Genomic DNA, 17,813 nt, shown 5'->3' with positions numbered 1-17,813 from the left:
CGGCGTCCCACGCCGCGGCCCCGGGGAGATGTCGGTGCCCGCGGTTACCGTTCGGGCAGACCGGCGTGATGTTCGTCGGAGCCAGACCGAGAGGACCGATCCCGATGGCACCAAGAACTGGACCCACCGACGTCGCCATGCCGCCGCCCGAGCCGGGCGCGCCGGTGGTGATCGACTGTGACGACTGCGCGGTGCGCGGACCCGGATGCCGCGACTGCGTGGTCAGCGTGATACTCGGGGTCCCGGATACTTTATTGCAGGACGAACAAGCGGCATTGGAGGTTCTCGCCGAGGTCGGCCTGGCTCCGCGACTTCGTCTGGTGCCGATTCGTCGGGACCGCGGATCTGGTGTAGCGTAAATGCCTTGTCCGCCAACGGCCCTCGGTCAGGCGGAATGGATCACATGAAAATGACAGAATTCTTTCTAATTTCTTAACCGCCCGCTTTGGACAAACGCCGATATCGTTTCGTAACCTGTTTGAGACCTAAACCCGCTCGACGACCAGTGTTCGTCGATGGCCGTTTAAGGAAGCAAATCTTGAGGCTTGATTCTAGTTGCCTGGTTGCGCGTGTCCTGACACGTTCGGCCCTAGGGACGCTAGCTGGCTTCGCGATTCTGTGCAGTGTGGTGATCGCCCCCTCGTGGGCGGACCCGGCCCAGGACGCCATGGCAAAACTCAACGAGCTGTCGCGCCAGGCGGAGCAGACCACCGAGGCGATGCACAGCGCCCAGCTCGACCTGAATGACAAGCTGGCCGCTCAGCGCGCCGCCGACAAGAAGCACAACGACGACCAGGCCGCCGTCGACGCGGCGAAGGCCCATCTGGCGTCGTACCAGAACTCCGTCAACAACCTGGCCGCGGCGGCGTACATGGGTGGTCGCGTCGACGGCATGCAGGCCATCCTGACCGCCGGTTCGCCGCAGGGGCTGATCGACAAGCTCGCGGTGCAACGCGTGATGGCCACCCAGATGGCCAGCCAGATGAAGAGCTACCGCATCGCCGGCGAGCAGGCCGCCAAGGCCGAGCGGGAGTCCGCGAAGTCCGCCGCCGACGCCAAGAGCGCGGCCGAGCAGGCCGCCGCGGTGCGAGCGAGCTTGCAGTCCAAGCAAAGTCAGCTGCAGGTGCAGATCGCGGTGGTCAAGTCGCAATACATGTCGTTGACCGCCGACCAGCGCACCGCGCTGGCCAATCCCGCACCCGTCGCCGTCCCCGCGGCGGCGGCGCCGGCGCCCGGTGCCCCGGCGCCGGAAGCGGCACCCCCGGGACCCGGGCAGGCGCCGGGTGAGGCTCCGCCTCCAGGCGGCATGCCCGGTATGGCTCCCGGCGGTGGGGTCGGCGGCGGTGACCGTGCCACGGTCGTGCAGGCCGCGCTGACCCAGGTCGGCTCGTCCTACGTATGGGGCGGCGCCGCGCCCGGCGGATTCGACTGCTCCGGACTGGTGATGTGGGCGTTCCAGCAAGCCGGCATCTCGTTGCCGCACTCCAGCCAGGCGATGGCCCACGGCGGTCAACCCGTTTCGCTGTCGGACCTGCAGCCCGGTGACGTGCTCACCTTCTACTCCGACGCCTCGCATGCCGGCCTGTACATCGGTGACGGCATGATGATCCATTCGTCCACCTACGGTGTGCCGGTACAGGTCGTGCCGATGAACTCCTCGGGCCCGATCTACGACGCCCGCCGTTACTAGACACTCCACGCTGCGTCGGCGGCTTCCGCTACTGCTGGCCTGGGTCTTCGTCGTCGAGTTGATCGTGGCCGCGGCCGTGCCGTTCGACGCCGAACGCAGCAGCCGGATCCGGCCCCCGCAGCTGATCACGCCCGCGCGCAGCCAGGTCAGCGCCTCGACGAAGTCGATCGTCGTCGGCGACCGCACCGTCCGGCTGCTGGGCCTCGGCGGCCCGTCCAGCGAGCGCCTGTTGTTTCGGGTGGCCTCGGACATGGGCGCCGCGATCGGCGCCGTGGAGGCGTTCTGGGGCCTCGACTGGCCACGGGAAATCTCGATCGTCGCGGCAGGCACCGACGAGGAATTTCGCGCCGCCGCCGGCGGGGGACCGGCGGCGCAGTGGGCCGACATCGCCGCCGCGACGGTCTCCGACCGGATCGATCCCGTTCGCCGGGTCGCCCTGGGCCAGCGGATCGTGTTCGCGCCGGGTGCGGCCAACATGAGCGCGGCGTCCCTGCGAATCGTGTTGGCCCACGAGCTTTTTCACTACGCCGCACGCGCGGACACCGTTGCCGACGCGCCCCGCTGGCTGACCGAGGGCGTCGCCGACTTCGTCGGCCGCCCCCCGACGCCGGTGCCCAAGGAGGGGTTGCTGCCCATGACGCTGCCCTCGGACGCCGACCTGGATGTGCCGGGGGCGCCGCGCTCGCTGGCCTATGACCGCGCCTGGTGGTTCGCCCGGTTCGTGGCCGACACCTTCGGGGCGCCGAAGCTGCACGATCTCTACCTGGCGACCTGCGGCCTCAGGCGCGCCGACATGGCGACCGCCGCCCACGACGTGCTGGACACCAGCGAGGCGGGCCTGCTCACCGCCTGGCGCCAGTGGCTGACCCACTAACGACGCACCGGGCCGTGTGCACGCACGGCGCCGCCGCCACGCTAGCCTGTCGCAGGTGAGTCGGGTCCTGCTGGTAACCAACGACTTTCCGCCCCGCCCGGGCGGCATCCAGTCGTACCTCGGTGAGTTCGTCGGCCGACTCGTCGAGGCCGGGTCGCATTCGGTGACGGTGTACGCGCCGCACTGGAAGGGCTCCGAGGCCTACGACGAGGCGGCCGGCTACCGCGTGGTGCGCCATCCGGGCACCCTGATGCTGCCCGGCCGGGCGGTCGACACCCGGATGCGGCGGCTGATCGCCGACGACGGCATCGAGACCGTCTGGTTCGGGGCGGCCGCGCCGCTGGCGCTGCTGGCCCGGCGAGCGCGGGGCGCGGGGGCGAAGCGGGTGGTGGCCAGCACGCACGGCCACGAGGTCGGCTGGTCGATGCTGCCGGTCGCGCGGTCCGTGCTGCGGCGCATCGGCGACGACACCGACATCGTCACGTTCGTCAGCCGCTACACGCGGTCCCGGTTCGCACCCGCCTTCGGGCCCAAGGCCTCGCTGGAATACCTGCCGTCCGGGGTGGACACCGACAAGTTCCGGCCCGATCCCGCCGGGCGCGCCGCGTTGCGTCGGCGCTACGGGTTGGGCGAGCGGCCCACGGTGGTGTGCGTGTCTCGGCTGGTGCCCCGCAAAGGCCAGGACATGCTCATCAAGGCGCTGCCCTCGATCCGGCGACGCGTCGACGGGGCCGCCCTGGTCATCGTCGGCGGCGGACCCTACCTGGAATCACTGCGGACGCTGGCCCGCGACTGCGGGGTGGCCGACGACGTGATCTTCACCGGCGGCGTGCCGGCCGCCGAACTGCCAACGCATCACGCGCTGGCGGACGTGTTCGCGATGCCCTGCCGCACCCGCGGCGCCGGACTGGACGTCGAGGGACTGGGCATCGTCTTCCTGGAGGCCTCCGCGAGTGGCGTGCCCGTCGTCGCCGGAAAGTCCGGCGGAGCCCCGGAAACCGTGCGGCACAACGAAACCGGGCTCGTCGTCGACGGTTGCTCGGTGACCGAGATCGCCGACGCCGTCACCGAGTTGCTGACGGATCGGGACCGGGCGGCCGCGATGGGCGCGGCCGGGCGCGACTGGGTGACGGCCCAGTGGCGCTGGGACACCCTGGCGACACGGCTGGCCGGGCTGCTCGGCTAGCGGTGCGCGCGGTCAGTCCTTTTCGTAGATGGCCTCGATGTCGGAGGCGAACTTCTCGGCCACGACGTTGCGCTTGACCTTCATCGTCGGCGTCAGTTCCCCGGTGTCCTCGGTGAAGTCGACGGGCAGGATGCGGAACTTGCGGATCGACTCGGCGTGCGACACCGCCTGATTCGCGTCCTTGATGGCCGCGTCCACCTCGGCGACGAGGTCGGGATCGGTGGCCAGATCGGCCACCGACGCGCCGGATCCCTTCTGGTTGCGCTGTTTCCAGCCGTCGAACGCCTCTGGATCGATGGTGATCAGCGCGCCGACGAACGGCTTGGCGTCGCCGACGACCATGGCCTGGCTGATCAGCGGATGGGCCCGCAGCCGGTCCTCCAGCACAGCGGGGGCGACGTTCTTGCCGCCCGCGGTAACGATGATCTCCTTCTTGCGCCCGGTGATCTTCAGGAACCCGTCGTCGTCGAGCACACCAAGGTCGCCGGTCTTGAACCAGCCGTCGGTGAACGCGTCGGCGGTGGCCTGCTCGTTGCGCCAGTAGCCGCTGAACACCACGCCGCCGCGCACCAGCAGCTCGCCGTCCTCGGCGATGCGCATGCTGTTGCCGGGCAACAACGTTCCGACCGTGCCGATCTTGACGTTGCCGACCTGGTTGACCGTGATCGCGGAGCTGGTCTCGGTCAGGCCGTAGCCCTCATGGATGGTCAGGCCGACGCCCCGGTAGAAGTGCCCCAGCCGCGACCCCAGCGGCGCCCCGCCCGACACGGACGCGTGGCAGTCGCCGCCCAGCGCCGCGCGCAGCTTGCGGTACACCAGCCGGTCGAACAGCGCATGCTTGGCGCGCAGCACCGGCCCCCGCCGGCCCCCGTCGGAGGCCTCGCTCCAGTCGACGGCGGTTTGCACGGCCATGGCGAAGATGCGCCCCTTGCCGTCGTTGGCGGCGTTTTGCTCCGCCGTGTTGTAAACCTTCTCGAACACCCGCGGAACCGACACCACCACCGTCGGTTTGAACACCGCGAACATCGGCAGCAGGTTCTTGATGTCGCTGGTGAATCCGACGGTCACCTTGTTGGCGAACGCGGACAGGGTCAGCGAGCGCGCCAGCACGTGGGCCAGGGGCAGGAAGATCAGCAGCCGCTGGCCCTCATCGAGCAGCGTCGGCAGGCTCTCCTTGGCGCCGCGGGTCTCGTACAGCAGGTTGGAGTGCGTCAGCTGGCAGCCCTTGGGCCGCCCGGTGGTGCCCGAGGTGTAGATGAGCGTCGCGGGGTCCGCGGCCCGCAGGCCCTCCAGGCGTGCGGTGAGCTCGGCCGGTTCCACCGACTCGCCGGCCTCGACGAGCTGGTCGAGCGCCTTGGGGCCCGACCCGTTGATGTGCAGCACCCGGCGCAGGGCGGGCAGTTCGGCGGTCAGCTCGGTGACCATCGCCGCGTGCTCGTCGGTTTCGGCGAAGGCCAGCACCGCCTCGGAGTCCTGCAGCACCCAGCGCACCTGTTCGGCCGACGACGTCTCATAGATCGGCACCGTGACCCCACCGACCGCCAGGATGGCCAGGTCGAGGATCGCCCATTCGTAGCAGGTGGCACAGAAGATCGACACCCGGTCGCCCGCCTGCACCCCCAGGGCGATCAAACCCAGTGCGGCAGAGCGGATAAGACCGGCGGCCTCGGCGCAGGTGACGTCGGTCCACTCGCCGTCGACCTGGCGTTGGTAGATGACAAAGTTCGGGTCATCGCGCTCGTGCTCGAAGACCATCGCCGCGATGTTGTCGTCATCGTCGACCGGAAAGCGGGCGGGGACGCTGTACTCACGCACTCTTATGACCTCAATTGACCTCGTGACGTTTCCCGGCAGCCCGGGTTGCTGTCGACCAGCCTAATCCGAGCATCGAGCCTGCACGGCCACAGTCCGTGCGGCCGGGACCCCGACGCCCGCCGCACGCGGGTGTGTGAAGCTGTGGGCATGAACAGCATCCAGATCGCGGATGAGACGTTTGTCGCCGCCGACGGCGCACGGGTGGGCGCCGCGGTCGCAGATCGGGCGAGTTGGCGCCGCTGGTGGCCGGACCTGCGGCTGCAGGTCGTCGAGGATCGCGCCGACAAGGGCATCCGGTGGTCGGTCACCGGCGCGTTGACGGGGACCATGGAGGTCTGGCTGGAACCGTCGCTGGACGGGGTGGTGCTGCACTACTTCCTGCACGCCGAGCCCACCGGCGTGGCGGCCTGGCAGCTGGCCAAGCTGAATCTGGCGAAAATGACACACCGCCGCCGAGTGGCGGGCAAGAAAATGGCCTTCGAGGTCAAGACGACACTGGAACGGTCACGTCCGGTCGGAGTTTCTCCGGTAGTTTAGCCGGGTCGGGTCCGCGCGGAGAGTACCGTTTCGGACCGAGACCCACGGGGGTCCCCGCACGGCCGGTTCGGAGCAGCCGGGACCCATCCGCTCGCGGGAGAGAGGGCAGCAACCAGGTGGCGGAGAAGACGACGCAAACCATCTACATCGACGCCGACCCGGGCACCGTGATGCGGGTGATCGCGGACATCGATTCCTACCCGCAGTGGATCTCGGAGTACAAGGAAGCCGAGGTTCAGGAGAAGGACGCCGACGGCTACCCGAAGGTGGCGCGGATCGTCATGGACGCCACCGTCCTCAAGGACACCATGGTCATGTCCTACCAATGGCCCAAGGATCGCCAATCGGTGAGCTGGACGCTGGTCTCGAGCTCGCTGCTGCGTTCCCTCGAGGGCTCATATCGGTTGGCGCCCAAGGGATCTGGCACCGAGGTCACCTACGAACTCTCCGTCGACCTGGCCATGCCGATGATCGGCCTGCTCAAGCGCAAGGCCGAGCGTCGTCTGACCGACACAGCGTTGAAGGATCTGAAGAAACGAGTCGAGGCTGAGTGAGACGGCTGCGCCCGCCCCGGCCCGGATCAGTCTCTTCGTTGGGAAAGGCGGGGTAGGGAAATCCACCCTGGCTTGCGCCACCGCGGTCAGTTCCGCGAGCGCGGGACAGCGGGTGCTGGTGGTGTCCACCGACCAGGCGCACTCGCTGGGTGATGTGCTGGGCACCCCCGTCCCGCCCAGCCAAGACGAACTGGTGCGGGTGCTCGCCGATGACGCGGAGGCCGGCGGCGGATTTCTCGATGCGCTGGCCTTGGACACCCTTGCCCTGCTCGAGGTCCGTTGGCGTGAGGCCGTCGCCACGTTGGACCGGCGGTTCCCCGACTCCGAATTGAGCACCATTGCGCCCGAAGAGCTTTCGGCGTTACCCGGCGTCCAGGAGGTGCTCGGCCTCTACGCCGTCGGTGAGCTGGCCGGCTCGGGACGATGGGACCGCGTGGTGGTCGATTGCGCGTCGACCGCGGACGCGTTGCGGATGTTGACGTTGCCCGCCACCTTCGGGCTGTACGTCGAGCGGGCGTGGCCGCGGCATCGCCGGCTATCCGTCACCGCCGACGACGGCCGCTCGGCGGCGGTGGTCGAGCTGCTCGAGCGCATCAGCGCGAGCGTGGAGACGCTCGGCGCGCTGCTCACCGACGGCGAGCTGGTCAGTGCGCACCTGGTGTTGACCCCCGAGCGGGTGGTCGCCGCGGAGGCGGCCCGCACACTGGGGTCGCTGGCCTTGATGGGCGTGCGCGTCGAAGAGCTGATCGTGAATCAGGTTCTGCCGCAAGACGACTCATACGAGTACCGCAACCTGCCCGAGCACCCGGCCTTCTACTGGTACACCGAACGCATCGCCGAGCAGCGCAGTGTGCTCGACGAGCTCGACGCCACCATCGGTGAGGTGGCCCTCGTGATGACCCCACACCTGTCCGGCGAGCCGATCGGCGCCAAGGCGCTGGGCGCGCTGCTCGACGCCGCCCGCCGCCGGGGAGGCACCGCGCCGCCGGGCCCGTTGCGGCCCGTCGTCGACCTCGAATCCGGGACGGGACTTGGGTCCGTCTACCGGATGCGGCTAGCGTTGCCGCAACTCGATGCGTCGGCGCTGACCCTCGGGCGGGTCGATGACGACCTCATCATCAGCGCCGGCGGATTGCGGCGCAGGGTGAGGCTGGCGTCGGTGCTTCGGCGCTGCATCGTGCTGGACGCGCGCCTGCGGGGTAGTGAGCTGACAGTGCGTTTTCGACCAGATCCGGAGGTGTGGCCTAAGTGAGTGGGGCTCATCCCGAAATCGGTCCGGAGCTACGCAGGCTCGCCCAGACGATCCTGGACGGCATCGACCCCGCGGTGCGCGCGGCCGCGGCGCTGACGGCCGGCGCCGGACCGGGAACCGGCAAGTGCCAGCAGGTGTGGTGCCCGGTGTGCGCCCTGGCCGCGCTGGCGACCGGCGACCAGCACCCCTTGCTCACCGCGATCGCCGACCACAGCATCGCCCTGCTTCAGGTGATCCGCGACATCGTCGACGACATCGACCGGGCGTCGCGCCCGACGCCGGAACCGCCGCCCGACGGTCCGCCCGGCGGCGCGGCCGACAGCGGCGACGCCGAAGCGCGGACGCGTTATCAGCCCATCCCCGTCACGCTGGACGAGTGAGGGCGCTGCGTCGCAGGTGGTCCCTTCCCGTGGGGATAGGTACAGTTGGCGCAGTACATCAGCGGGGTGTAGCCGAGAGGGAGGGCCATGTGGTACTGGCTATTCAAGTACGTGCTCCTCGGCCCGTTGCTGTCACTGCTGGGGCGGCCGAAAGTTGAAGGCCTAGAACACGTTCCGAGCTCCGGGCCGGCGATACTGGCAAGCAATCACCTGGCCGTGATGGACAGCTTCTATCTTCCGCTGGTGGTGCGGCGCCGAATCACCTTCCTGGCCAAGTCGGAATATTTCACCGGCACCGGTTTGAAGGGGTGGTTCCAGCGGTGGTTCTTCACCGCCGTCGGGCAGGTGCCGATCGACCGGACCGACGCCGACAGCGCCCGGGCCGCGCTGACCACCGCGCAACAGGTGCTGGGTGAGGGCAAGCTGCTGGGCATGTATCCCGAAGGCACGCGGTCCCCGGACGGCCGGCTCTACAAGGGCAAGACGGGGCTGGCGCGGCTGGCGCTGCAGACCGGGGTCCCGGTGATCCCGGTCGCGATGATCGGCACCAACGTCGTCAACCCGCCCGGGACCAACATGTTGCGGTTCGGCCGGGTCACGGTTCGCTTCGGCAAGCCGATGGACTTCTCGCGCTTCGACGGGCTGGCCGGCAACCGCTTCATCGAGCGGGCCGTCACCGACGAGGTGATCTACGAGCTGATGGGGCTGTCCGGGCAGGAATACGTCGACATCTACGCGGCCAGCCTGAAAAAGGGCGGTGACGCGGCCGACGGTGAGGCCGCGCGGATTCCCGAGACCGCGGCCGGTTAACCGACGGCGGTAGCCGGCGCCAGCGGCTCCGGCGCGGCCTCCCGCGAAACGCCGCGGGCGGTCACGGTGACGCCGGCCGCGACGATGACCGCCAGCGCCCACCACACGTACGACATCCCGGCGAGTTGGCGCCACCACACCGCGCTCGCCTCGTGATGCTTGGGCAGCAGGTCGATCGGCGTCCACCTCATCAGCGCCACCCCCACGGCGCTGACGACCATCAGCAGTGCGTTGCGGCGCCGCCAGCCCAAGACGGCCGTCACCAGCACCGCGGGCAGCACCCACACCCAGTGGTGCGACCACGACACCGGCGAGACCACCAGCCCGAACAAGGCGACGCAGACCAGCGCGAGCGTGGGCTCGCCGGCGCGCAGCACCCGGCGCATCGCCCACACCGTCGCCGCCAGCACGAGCAGGGACGCCGCCACCCACAGCAGGAAGCGCTCCTGCTGTCCCAGCCCCAGCCGGGCCAGGGCGCCGGCGATGTTCTGGTCGGTGTTCAACGACGCCGAACCGATCCGGTCGGTGTGATGCACGGTGTGCGTCCAGTACTCCCAGGAGTCGTTCCAGGCCAGCACGAAACCCAGCAGCGTCGCCCCAGCGAACGAGGCCAGCGCGGTCAACGCCGCACGGTGATCGCGGCGCAGCAGGAAATAGAGCAGGAAAACCGCCGGCGTCAGCTTCAGCGCCATGCCCACCCCCAGCAGCAGCCCGCGCGGCCACGGCGTGCGGCGCGGCACGCAGTCAGCGATCACCAGCGTCATCAGCACCACGTTGATCTGGCCGAAGGCGAAGTTCGAGCTGATGGGTTCCAGCCAGACCGTCGCGGCCGCGGCGGCGACGACGGCCAGCCACCACCGGCGCAGCCAGGCCGGGCCGGGCAGCACGGCCGACGCGCTCCAGACGTCGAGCCGGGTCAGCACGATCACGGTCGACACGACCAGCAAAACCAGCGTCAGGGCGGTGATCGCGACACTGGCGGCCGGCATGTGCATCCAGGCGAACGGGCAGAACACGATGGCGGCCAGCGGCGGATAGGTGAACGGCAGATCGACGATCGGCGTGTGGAACAACACGTCGCCGCGGTACAGCGGGCGGCCGTCCATCCAGGCCCGGGCGCCCATCTGATAGACGTCGATGTCGATGCGATACGGGATGTGCCCGAACAGCTGCCACGCCGCGTAACCCAGCCCCGCCGCGGCCGCCAGCCAAGCCGCGCCCCACACCAGCGCCCGCCCGGGGGCACGCTTACCTGAGAAGCCCGCCCCGGGCGCCTGCCGTGTACTCATGTCGCACAACAGCGTAATGGGTGCCCGCGCCCGGACACCCCTGGTGCAGCGCGGCTCCCACGGCCGCGGCGCGGGGAGGCGTAGGTTTCAAGGGTGCTCCACTCGTTCGTGGACGAGATGTCCCGATGGTTCGAACATGACATTCACGACCGGGGCCACCTGCCACTGTTGTGCTGCCTGGTGGCCTTCATCCTGACGTTTTTCGTCACGCGGACGTTCGTGCGGTTGATCCGGCACCGCGTCGAAAACGGCCGGCCCACCAAGTGGTGGCACCCGCGCAACGTCCACGTCGGGGGAGTGCACATCCACCACGTCACGTTCGGGGTGGTCCTCACGTTGCTCTCCGGGCTGACGCTGGTGACCCTGTCGATCGACGGGCACGAGCCCCAGTTCATGATGGCCGCCACGTTTTTCGGGATCGGGGCCGCCCTGGTCCTCGACGAGTACGCGTTGATCCTGCACCTGTCCGACGTCTACTGGTCCGAGGACGGCCGCACCTCGGTCGATGCGGTCTTTGCCGCGGTCGCGGTGGCCGGGCTGCTGATGATGGGCCTGCACCCGCTGATGTTCTTCCTGCCGATCTGGCACGACGCCAACTCGTGGGCGCTGCGCGCCGTGGTGGGGGGCGCCATGGCGTTGACGCTGCCGCTGGCCGTCGTGGTGGTGCTCAAGGGCAAGGTCTGGACCGGCCTGCTGGGCATGTTCCTGGTCATCTTGCTGGTGATCGGGGCGGTCCGGCTGTCGCGCCCGCACGCGCCCTGGGCCCGCTGGCGGTACGCCACGCAGCCGGACAAGATGCGCCGCGCGCTGCAGCGCGAACGGCGGCTGCGCCGCCCGGTGGTGCGGGCCAAGCTCTACCTGCAGTGCGCCATCGCGGGCACGCCGCGGTTTCCGGATCAACGTGCGGTGGACGCCAGGTTGGACGACGAGGTTCATCCCGCCCCGGCGCCCACCGGTCCGATCCTGATCAGCAGATAATCTCCCTTCGTGCGGTACTTCTACGACACCGAATTCATCGAGGACGGCCGCACCATCGAGCTCATCTCGATCGGGGTGGCCGCCGAGGACGGCCGCGAGTACTACGCGGTGTCCACGGAATTCGATCCCGAGCGCGCCGGCCCGTGGGTGCGCGCCAACGTGCTGCCCAAGCTGCCGCCCCCGGCGTCGCAGGTGTGGCGCTCACGCAGGCGGATCCGCGAGGACCTGGAGGAGTTCTTCGGCGTCAATTCCGGGCGGGCGGCCGCTGAGCCGATCGAACTGTGGGCGTGGGTGGCGGCCTACGACCACGTCGCCCTGTGCCAGTTGTGGGGCCCGATGCCGGACCTGCCGCGGGCCATCCCGCGTTTCACCCGCGAGCTGCGGCAACTCTGGGAAGACCGGGGCAGCCCCCGGATGCCCCCGCGGTCGCCCGATGCCCACGACGCGTTGGTCGACGCCCGCGATCAGCTCCGCCGCTTCCGGTTGATCACGGCGGGAGACTAAGACGGCCGCGCTCGACGGCGTTCACGCTGATCAACCCTGACCGGGGGCGTCCGCGACCCGGTTACGATGGACCGATGAACTGGACCGTCGACATCCCGATCGACCAGCTGCCGCCGCTGCCGCCGCTGCCGACCGATCTGCGGGCGCGATTGGACGCCGCGCTGGCCAAGCCGGCCGCCCAGCAACCCAGCTGGCCCGCCGATCAGGCGTCGGCGATGCGCACGGTCCTCGAGAGCGTGCCGCCGGTCACGGTGCCGATGGAGATCGTGCGGCTACAGGAGCAGCTCGCCCAGGTGGCCAGGGGTGAGGCGTTCCTGCTGCAGGGCGGTGACTGCGCGGAGACGTTCACCGAGAACACCGAACCCCACATCCGCGGCAACGTGCGCACCCTGCTGCAGATGGCGGTGGTGCTGACCTACGGCTCGAGCATGCCGGTGGTCAAGGTGGCCCGCATCGCGGGGCAGTACGCCAAACCGCGATCGGCCGACATCGACGCGCTGGGGTTGAAGTCCTACCGCGGCGACATGATCAACGGCTTCGCCCCGGACGCCGCGGTGCGCGAGCATGATCCGTCGCGATTGGTGCGCGCCTACGCCAATGCCAGCGCGGCGATGAATCTGGTTCGTGCGCTGACGTCGTCGGGGTTGGCGTCGCTGCATCTGGTCCACGACTGGAACCGCGAGTTCGTCCGGACCTCGCCGGCGGGCGCCCGCTACACGGCGCTGGCCACCGAGATCGATCGCGGCCTGCGCTTCATGAGCGCGTGCGGGGTGGCCGACCGCAACCTGCAGACCGCCGAAATCTACGCCAGCCACGAGGCTTTGGTGCTCGACTACGAGCGGTCGATGCTGCGGCTGTCCGAGAACGACAGCGGCGAGCCCCAGCTGTACGACCTGTCGGCGCACACCGTGTGGATCGGCGAGCGGACCCGCCAGCTCGACGGGGCGCACATCGCCTTCGCGGAGGTGATCGCCAACCCGATCGGCGTCAAGATCGGCCCGACGATCACCCCGGAGTTGGCCGTCGAATACGTCGAGCGGCTCGACCCGCACAACAAGCCCGGCCGGCTGACACTGGTGAGCAGGATGGGCAACAACAAGGTGCGCGATCTGCTGCCCCCGATCGTGGAGAAGGTCCAGGCCACCGGTCACCAGGTGATCTGGCAGTGCGACCCGATGCACGGCAACACCCACGAGTCGTCCAACGGGTACAAGACCCGCCACTTCGACCGCATCGTCGACGAGGTGCAGGGCTTCTTCGAGGTGCACCGCGCGCTGGGCACCCATCCCGGCGGCATCCACGTCGAGATCACCGGGGAGAACGTCACCGAGTGTCTTGGTGGGGCGCAAGACATTTCGGACACCGACCTGGTCGGCCGCTACGAGACCGCGTGCGACCCACGGCTGAACACCCAACAGTCGCTGGAGTTGGCCTTCCTGGTCGCCGAGATGCTGCGCGACTGAGCGCGCCTACAGCAGCCCGTTGAGGTTGCTTCCGACGGTCCACGCCGCGGTCGCCACCAGGCCGGTCAACGCCAGCACCAGCGCCACCCACACCAGCACCATGCGCCGATTGTGCTGGCGGGTCCACACGAATTCGCTGATCGGGATGCCCGCGAATTCGCCTGCGACAGGCTCATATTCGTAGTCATCGTCGTCCTCGTCGGGTTCGTCGACGGCCGCGGCCGGGCGCTGCGGGCGCGGCCAATCCTCGGGGCCCCGGGTCAGTTGGCGGGTGGGCTGGCGCACCGGGGCGGGCCCGGGCTGCTGCGCGGTGGCCGGGCGCTGGCCCATCCGGCTGTGCTGCAGCGCGGCCGAGCGGTGCTGCGCGGAGTTGCGTGGCGCCGGCACGGAGAAGTCCGGCAGCGCAAGCTCATCGGCGATCGCGTCGAGATCGGCACCCATCTCGGTCGCGTCGGCGTACCGGTCGGCCGGGTCGCGGGCCGTCGCCCGCTGCACGAACTGGTCGAACTGCACGGGCACACCGTCGATGGACGCGCTGGGCGCCGGCACGTCGGTGTCCAGCCGCCGGTAAGCGATCGACAGCGCCGAGTCGCCGGTGAAGGGGGTGTGCCCGGTCAACAGCTCGTAGGCGAGGATGCCCGCGGAGTACACGTCGCTGCGCGGGCTCGCGTCGCCGTCGCGCACCTGCTCGGGCGACAGATACGCCGCGGTGCCCAAAATCACACTGGTAGAGGTGATTCCGGCGGCGGCGACGGCGCGGACCAACCCGAAGTCGGCGATCTTCACCTCGCCGTCGTCGGAGATCAACACGTTCTCCGGCTTGACGTCGCGATGCACCAGACCGGCGCGGTGCGCGGCGGCCAACCCGCCGAGCACCGGACGAAGCACCGCCGCCACGGCGTAGGGCGGCATGGGTCCGCGCTCGCCCAGCAGCTCGCGCAGGGTGCCGCCCTCGATGAGCTCCATCACCAGAAACGGGTGCCGAGCGTCGGAGCCCTGGTCGTAGACCGCGACCAGCCCGGGATCCTTCAGGCGTGCGACGGTGCGGGCCTCGCGCTGGAAGCGGGTGAGGAACTGCTCGTCGCCCGCGTAGCGAGAATCCATCACCTTCACGGCGACGGGACGGTCGAGCCGGGTGTCGAGACCGCGGTACACCGTCGAGGTGCCGCCGCTGGCGATCTTCGCCTGGATCAGGTAGCGGCCGTCCAGCAACGCGTTGTCCAACGGGTCCGCCGTCCCGGCCTCCGCCGGCGGACGATGCGGACCGGCCCGGCCGGGCGGATGAGCTTGGGCCACGGGGCCATCGTAGGTGCGGCGCCATGATTGGGCGGAAGAACACGGGCTCACGGCGCGTATCAAGGCTTACACTTGCGCGGATGAGCAGTATTCCTGCCGGCGACGATGTGCTAGATCCCGACGAGCCGATCTACGACCTCCCGCGGGTCGCCGAATTGCTTAAAATCCCGGTAACCAAGGTCCACCAACAGCTCCGCGATGGCCATCTGGTCGCGGTCCGGCGCGGCGAGGGCGTGGTGGTGCCGCAGGTGTTCTTCACCCAGTCCGGTGAGGTGGTCAAGAGCCTGCCGGGATTGTTGACGATCCTGCACGACGGCGGCTACCACGACACCGAGATCGTGCGCTGGCTGTTCACCCCCGACCCGTCGCTGACGGTGACCCGCGACGGCACCAAGGACGCCATCAGCAATGCCCGCCCCGTCGACGCGCTGCATGCCCACCAGGCCCGCGAAGTCGTGCGCCGGGCGCAGGCGATGGCCTACTGAGCCGGTGCGGCGACCTCGGCCGGGCCGGTCCGAGGGCGGGGTGTCCGGTACAGGGTGTACCAGGCGATCAGCGCGACGGCGGTGGCCAGCGAGAAGTGCAGCCACGAGTACATCCCATGCGAGCCATCGGGTTTGAAGATCACCATCACCCAGGTCGACGCGCCGCCGATGATCGCCACCGCCCGTCGTGACTGGGCCAGGGGAGCCACGATCGCCAGCGGCCACGAGTAGTACCAGGGCAACGCGGCCGGGACGAACAGCACCACGATCAGCATCGAGTACGCCATGCCGGTGAGCGCGGCCCGGTCATCACGCCGGAACCGCCACCACAACAGCGGCAGCGAGACCGCGATGATCGCGATGCCGACCAGCCGGGTGACCCGCAGGAGCGGATAGAAGCTCACGGGAAACAGCCCGCTGCCGATCGCGTGGATCAGGTTGGCCGCCGCGGTCGGCACGGTCAGCCAGTTGATGATCTTCACCGAACCGGCCAGCGCGGTCAGCCATCCCAGCCCCACGCCGGCCACCGCGGACAGGATCGCGAACACCACCGCGAAGACCAGCAGCGACGCCGCCGCGGCCGCGAGAAGCGCTCGCGCGGAACGATATCCCCGCCGGTCGCGCAGATCCCGCGCCCACACCCACACCAGGAAGGGCAGCGCGATGCCGGCGGTGGCTTTGACCGCGATGGCGACCGTGATCAGCGCGGTGCCCGCGACGTGGCGACCGCCGAACGTCAGCGCGATGCCGGCGGCCATCAGGCCCACCATCAGCATCTCGTTGTGCACGCCGCCCATCAGGTGGATGAGCACCAGCGGGTTGAGCACGCAGATCCACAGCGCCGTCGAGGGGTCGGCGCCCAGGTGCCGCGCCACTCGCGGAGTGGCCCAGATCAACAGCGCCAAACCGGGCAGCATGCACAGCCGCAGCAACATGGTGCCCGCCACCACGTTGTTGCCGACGAGGACGGTGATCAGCTTCGCCACCAGGATGAACGCCGGACCGTAGGGGGCGGTCGTGATCGACCAGATGGGACTGACGTTGTCCAACAAGATGTTTGGATTGGCGACCGGGCCGACGGCGTAGGGGTCCAGGCCGTCGCGCAGCAGTGCGCCCTGCGCCAGATACGAATAGGTGTCCCGGCTGAAGACGGGCACCGACACCAGCAGCGGCGCCAGCCAGAATCCGGTGGTGGTCTTCATGACGAACTCGGTCGCGTCGCCGGCCAGCACGCGGCGGCCCAGGCCCAGCCAGGCGATCAGCATGAGGCCGACGCCGGTCCACAGCACGATCGACGACAGCACCAGGCCGTGGCCAAAACGCAGCCAGGACATGTGAATCGACTCGAGCAGCGGGTCGTGCTGGCGGGTGCTGCCCGCGCCCAGCCCGCCCAGGGTGATCAGCACCGACCCCAGCAGGCCCAGTTTGGCCGGCCGCGATTCGTCGGCCGCCACGAACGCCCTCAGCTGGGAAAACCGTTCGCCGCGAGGGGGTTTGGCTGCCGGCGCGTCGTCGGCCGGGGTGTCGGTCGGAGTCGTCATCGGTTCAGGCGGACCGGTTCGTGGCGATCTTGGCCAATTCGGACAGCCCGGCTTTGGCCGCGGTGTTGATGGGGGCGGCGGCCAGCGTCGCCAGCGCCCGCTGGGTCAGCGTGGCGATGCGTTGTTCGGCCGCGGCCAGGGCACCCACCGACTCGATGACCTCACGCAGCCGATCCACTTGCGCGTCGGTCAGCTGGGCGCCGATCGAGGTCCGTAATAGGTTGGCCGCCACCGGGTCTGACGTCTCCGCCAACTCCACCGCCTCGGCCAGCAGCACGGTGCGCTTGCCGGATCGCAGGTCGTCCCCGGACGGCTTGCCGGTCACCGCGGGGTCACCGAAGACGCCCAGGACGTCGTCGCGCAGCTGGAACGCCACCCCGAGGTCCGTGCCGAACTGGCTGAAGATGTCGTGGACGTCGGGTCGGTCGGCGGCGGCGGCCACGCCGAGCTGCAGCGGGCGCGACACGGTGTAGCAGGCGGTTTTGAAGGTGTCGACGTTCATCGCCGACGCGATCGAGGCGGCGGCGCTGGCTTCGGCGACGATGTCGAGGTACTGCCCGCCGAGCACCTCGGTGCGGATGTTGGCCCACACCCGGCGGATGCGGCGCTGGGCCTGCGGCGTCAGGTCGACACCGAAGACGATGTCGTCGGCCCAGGCCAGGGCGAGGTCACCGAGCAGGATGGCGGCCGACGCGCCGAACCGCTCGGGCGAGCCCTGCCAGCCCCGGTCGCGATGCAGGGTCGCGAACTGGACGTGGGTGGTCGGCCGTCCCCGCCGGGTGGAGGAGTCGTCGATCACGTCGTCGTGCACCAGCGCGCAGGCGTGCAGCAGCTCGAGCGAGGAAAACAGCAGCAGCACTTGCTCGTCGGGTTCGTCGGTGGCCACGGCGCGCCACCCCCAGTAGGCGAACGCGGGGCGTAGCCGCTTCCCGCCGCCCAGCACGAAATCTTCGAGCGCGGCGATCAGGCCGTTGTAGTCGTCGCCGATGTAGGCGGTCTCGGCGCGCCGCTCGTCCAGATACCGCCGCAACTGTTCGGTGATGGCGCCGGTCAACTCGACGGTTGCCGCCGCTGCTGTGGCTTTGACGCTCAGCGCGGCGCCCCTTTCTGCTCGGCTGGCTGGGTGTTCCAGGCCCGACCAGTGTATTCGTCGCGCGGC

At 69.5% G+C, this 17,813-nt stretch carries 18 protein-coding genes; 13 read left to right on the top strand and 5 right to left on the bottom strand.

From position 1 onward, the window contains the following. Positions 1–104 precede the first annotated feature (104 nt). The 4 genes from QGN31_RS15405 to pimB all read left to right on the top strand — a co-directional run bounded on the left by QGN31_RS15405 (position 105) and on the right by pimB (position 3,750). A complete protein-coding gene (locus tag QGN31_RS15405) occupies positions 105–359 on the top strand; it encodes a hypothetical protein (protein ID WP_263646885.1) in 255 nt (84 codons plus the stop codon). A gap of 179 nt (positions 360–538) precedes the next feature. Then, entirely contained in the window at positions 539–1,690 is a 1,152-nt protein-coding gene (gene ripC / locus QGN31_RS15400) for a peptidoglycan hydrolase RipC (protein ID WP_201407253.1), read from the top strand. Between the two features lie 58 nt (positions 1,691–1,748). Beyond that, the gene (locus QGN31_RS15395) at positions 1,749–2,564 is read left to right on the top strand and encodes a DUF4157 domain-containing protein (protein ID WP_008256084.1); all 816 of its coding nucleotides are present in this window, start codon (positions 1,749–1,751) and stop codon (positions 2,562–2,564) included. A 55-nt stretch (positions 2,565–2,619) separates the two neighbouring features. After that, a complete protein-coding gene (gene pimB, locus QGN31_RS15390; RefSeq protein ID WP_201407254.1) occupies positions 2,620–3,750 on the top strand; it encodes a GDP-mannose-dependent alpha-(1-6)-phosphatidylinositol monomannoside mannosyltransferase in 1,131 nt (376 codons plus the stop codon). 12 nt (positions 3,751–3,762) lie between these two features. On the opposite strand, the gene QGN31_RS15385 is transcribed toward pimB, so the two are convergent. Then, a complete protein-coding gene (locus tag QGN31_RS15385) occupies positions 3,763–5,565 on the bottom strand; it encodes an AMP-dependent synthetase/ligase (RefSeq protein ID WP_014384560.1) in 1,803 nt (600 codons plus the stop codon). A 147-nt stretch (positions 5,566–5,712) separates the two neighbouring features. On the opposite strand from QGN31_RS15385, the gene QGN31_RS15380 reads away from it, so the two are divergent. The 5 genes from QGN31_RS15380 (at position 5,713) to QGN31_RS15360 (ending at position 9,098) form a co-directional block, all read left to right on the top strand. Continuing rightward, positions 5,713–6,102, top strand: coding sequence for a hypothetical protein (locus QGN31_RS15380; protein WP_009953492.1), 390 nt, complete (start codon positions 5,713–5,715; stop codon positions 6,100–6,102). Positions 6,103–6,218: 116 nt separating this feature from the next. Continuing rightward, on the top strand, positions 6,219–6,656 hold the full coding sequence (locus tag QGN31_RS15375) for an SRPBCC family protein (RefSeq protein WP_009953491.1): 438 nt from the start codon (positions 6,219–6,221) through the stop codon (positions 6,654–6,656). After that, positions 6,649–7,908, top strand: coding sequence for an ArsA family ATPase (locus QGN31_RS15370; protein WP_193375027.1), 1,260 nt, complete (start codon positions 6,649–6,651; stop codon positions 7,906–7,908). Before QGN31_RS15375 ends, QGN31_RS15370 begins: the two co-directional genes overlap by 8 nt. Then, on the top strand, positions 7,905–8,288 hold the full coding sequence (locus QGN31_RS15365) for a hypothetical protein (RefSeq protein WP_014384562.1): 384 nt from the start codon (positions 7,905–7,907) through the stop codon (positions 8,286–8,288). The genes QGN31_RS15370 and QGN31_RS15365 overlap by 4 nt, the downstream gene beginning before the upstream one ends. 87 nt (positions 8,289–8,375) lie before the next feature. Further along, positions 8,376–9,098: a lysophospholipid acyltransferase family protein gene (locus tag QGN31_RS15360; RefSeq protein ID WP_008256099.1), complete on the top strand. Its 723-nt coding sequence runs from the start codon at positions 8,376–8,378 to the stop codon at positions 9,096–9,098. Here the strand turns inward: QGN31_RS15360 and QGN31_RS15355 are convergent. Further along, positions 9,095–10,387: a glycosyltransferase 87 family protein gene (locus QGN31_RS15355; protein WP_193375232.1), complete on the bottom strand. Its 1,293-nt coding sequence runs from the start codon at positions 10,385–10,387 to the stop codon at positions 9,095–9,097. The two genes, QGN31_RS15360 and QGN31_RS15355, sit on opposite strands and share 4 nt — an antisense overlap. Positions 10,388–10,504: 117 nt before the next feature. Between QGN31_RS15355 and QGN31_RS15350 the strand changes: the two genes are divergently transcribed. From QGN31_RS15350 to QGN31_RS15340, 3 genes are all read left to right on the top strand, one after another. Beyond that, entirely contained in the window at positions 10,505–11,365 is an 861-nt protein-coding gene (locus QGN31_RS15350; RefSeq protein WP_172417573.1) for a hypothetical protein, read from the top strand. Positions 11,366–11,374: 9 nt separating this feature from the next. Next, positions 11,375–11,869, top strand: coding sequence for a polyadenylate-specific 3'-exoribonuclease AS (locus QGN31_RS15345; RefSeq protein WP_008256110.1), 495 nt, complete (start codon positions 11,375–11,377; stop codon positions 11,867–11,869). 74 nt (positions 11,870–11,943) lie between these two features. Continuing rightward, positions 11,944–13,332: a class II 3-deoxy-7-phosphoheptulonate synthase gene (locus QGN31_RS15340; RefSeq protein ID WP_008256111.1), complete on the top strand. Its 1,389-nt coding sequence runs from the start codon at positions 11,944–11,946 to the stop codon at positions 13,330–13,332. Positions 13,333–13,338: 6 nt separating this feature from the next. Here QGN31_RS15340 and QGN31_RS15335 read toward each other — a convergent pair whose 3' ends face one another. Further along, the gene (locus QGN31_RS15335; protein ID WP_008256112.1) at positions 13,339–14,628 is read right to left on the bottom strand and encodes a protein kinase domain-containing protein; all 1,290 of its coding nucleotides are present in this window, start codon (positions 14,626–14,628) and stop codon (positions 13,339–13,341) included. A gap of 80 nt (positions 14,629–14,708) precedes the next feature. On the opposite strand from QGN31_RS15335, the gene QGN31_RS15330 reads away from it, so the two are divergent. Further along, entirely contained in the window at positions 14,709–15,113 is a 405-nt protein-coding gene (locus tag QGN31_RS15330) for an Rv2175c family DNA-binding protein (RefSeq protein WP_008256113.1), read from the top strand. Here QGN31_RS15330 and QGN31_RS15325 read toward each other — a convergent pair. Then, entirely contained in the window at positions 15,107–16,654 is a 1,548-nt protein-coding gene (locus QGN31_RS15325; protein WP_008256114.1) for an alpha-(1->6)-mannopyranosyltransferase A, read from the bottom strand. The genes QGN31_RS15330 and QGN31_RS15325 overlap by 7 nt on opposite strands. A gap of 4 nt (positions 16,655–16,658) precedes the next feature. Further along, entirely contained in the window at positions 16,659–17,708 is a 1,050-nt protein-coding gene (idsA2, locus tag QGN31_RS15320; RefSeq protein ID WP_008256115.1) for a bifunctional (2E,6E)-farnesyl/geranyl diphosphate synthase, read from the bottom strand. Positions 17,709–17,813 lie beyond the last annotated feature (105 nt).

The sequence above is a fragment of the Mycobacterium sp. 2-64 genome (assembly GCF_035918375.1).
Lineage (GTDB): Bacteria > Actinomycetota > Actinomycetes > Mycobacteriales > Mycobacteriaceae > Mycobacterium > Mycobacterium intracellulare.
This window is presented reverse-complemented; position numbering and strand designations above follow the sequence as displayed.

Excerpts from the sequence above, each read along its gene's own strand:
- QGN31_RS15405 (WP_263646885.1), top strand. The coding sequence starts at position 105 with ATGGCACCAAGAACTGGACCCACCGACGTCGCCATGCCGCCGCCCGAG.
- QGN31_RS15380 (WP_009953492.1), top strand. The coding sequence starts at position 5,713 with ATGAACAGCATCCAGATCGCGGATGAGACGTTTGTCGCCGCCGACGGC.
- QGN31_RS15360 (WP_008256099.1), top strand. The coding sequence starts at position 8,376 with ATGTGGTACTGGCTATTCAAGTACGTGCTCCTCGGCCCGTTGCTGTCA.
- QGN31_RS15355 (WP_193375232.1), bottom strand. The coding sequence starts at position 10,387 with ATGAGTACACGGCAGGCGCCCGGGGCGGGCTTCTCAGGTAAGCGTGCC.
- QGN31_RS15350 (WP_172417573.1), top strand. The coding sequence starts at position 10,505 with ATGTCCCGATGGTTCGAACATGACATTCACGACCGGGGCCACCTGCCA.
- QGN31_RS15340 (WP_008256111.1), top strand. The coding sequence starts at position 11,944 with ATGAACTGGACCGTCGACATCCCGATCGACCAGCTGCCGCCGCTGCCG.
- QGN31_RS15330 (WP_008256113.1), top strand. The coding sequence starts at position 14,709 with ATGAGCAGTATTCCTGCCGGCGACGATGTGCTAGATCCCGACGAGCCG.
- QGN31_RS15325 (WP_008256114.1), bottom strand. The coding sequence starts at position 16,654 with ATGACGACTCCGACCGACACCCCGGCCGACGACGCGCCGGCAGCCAAA.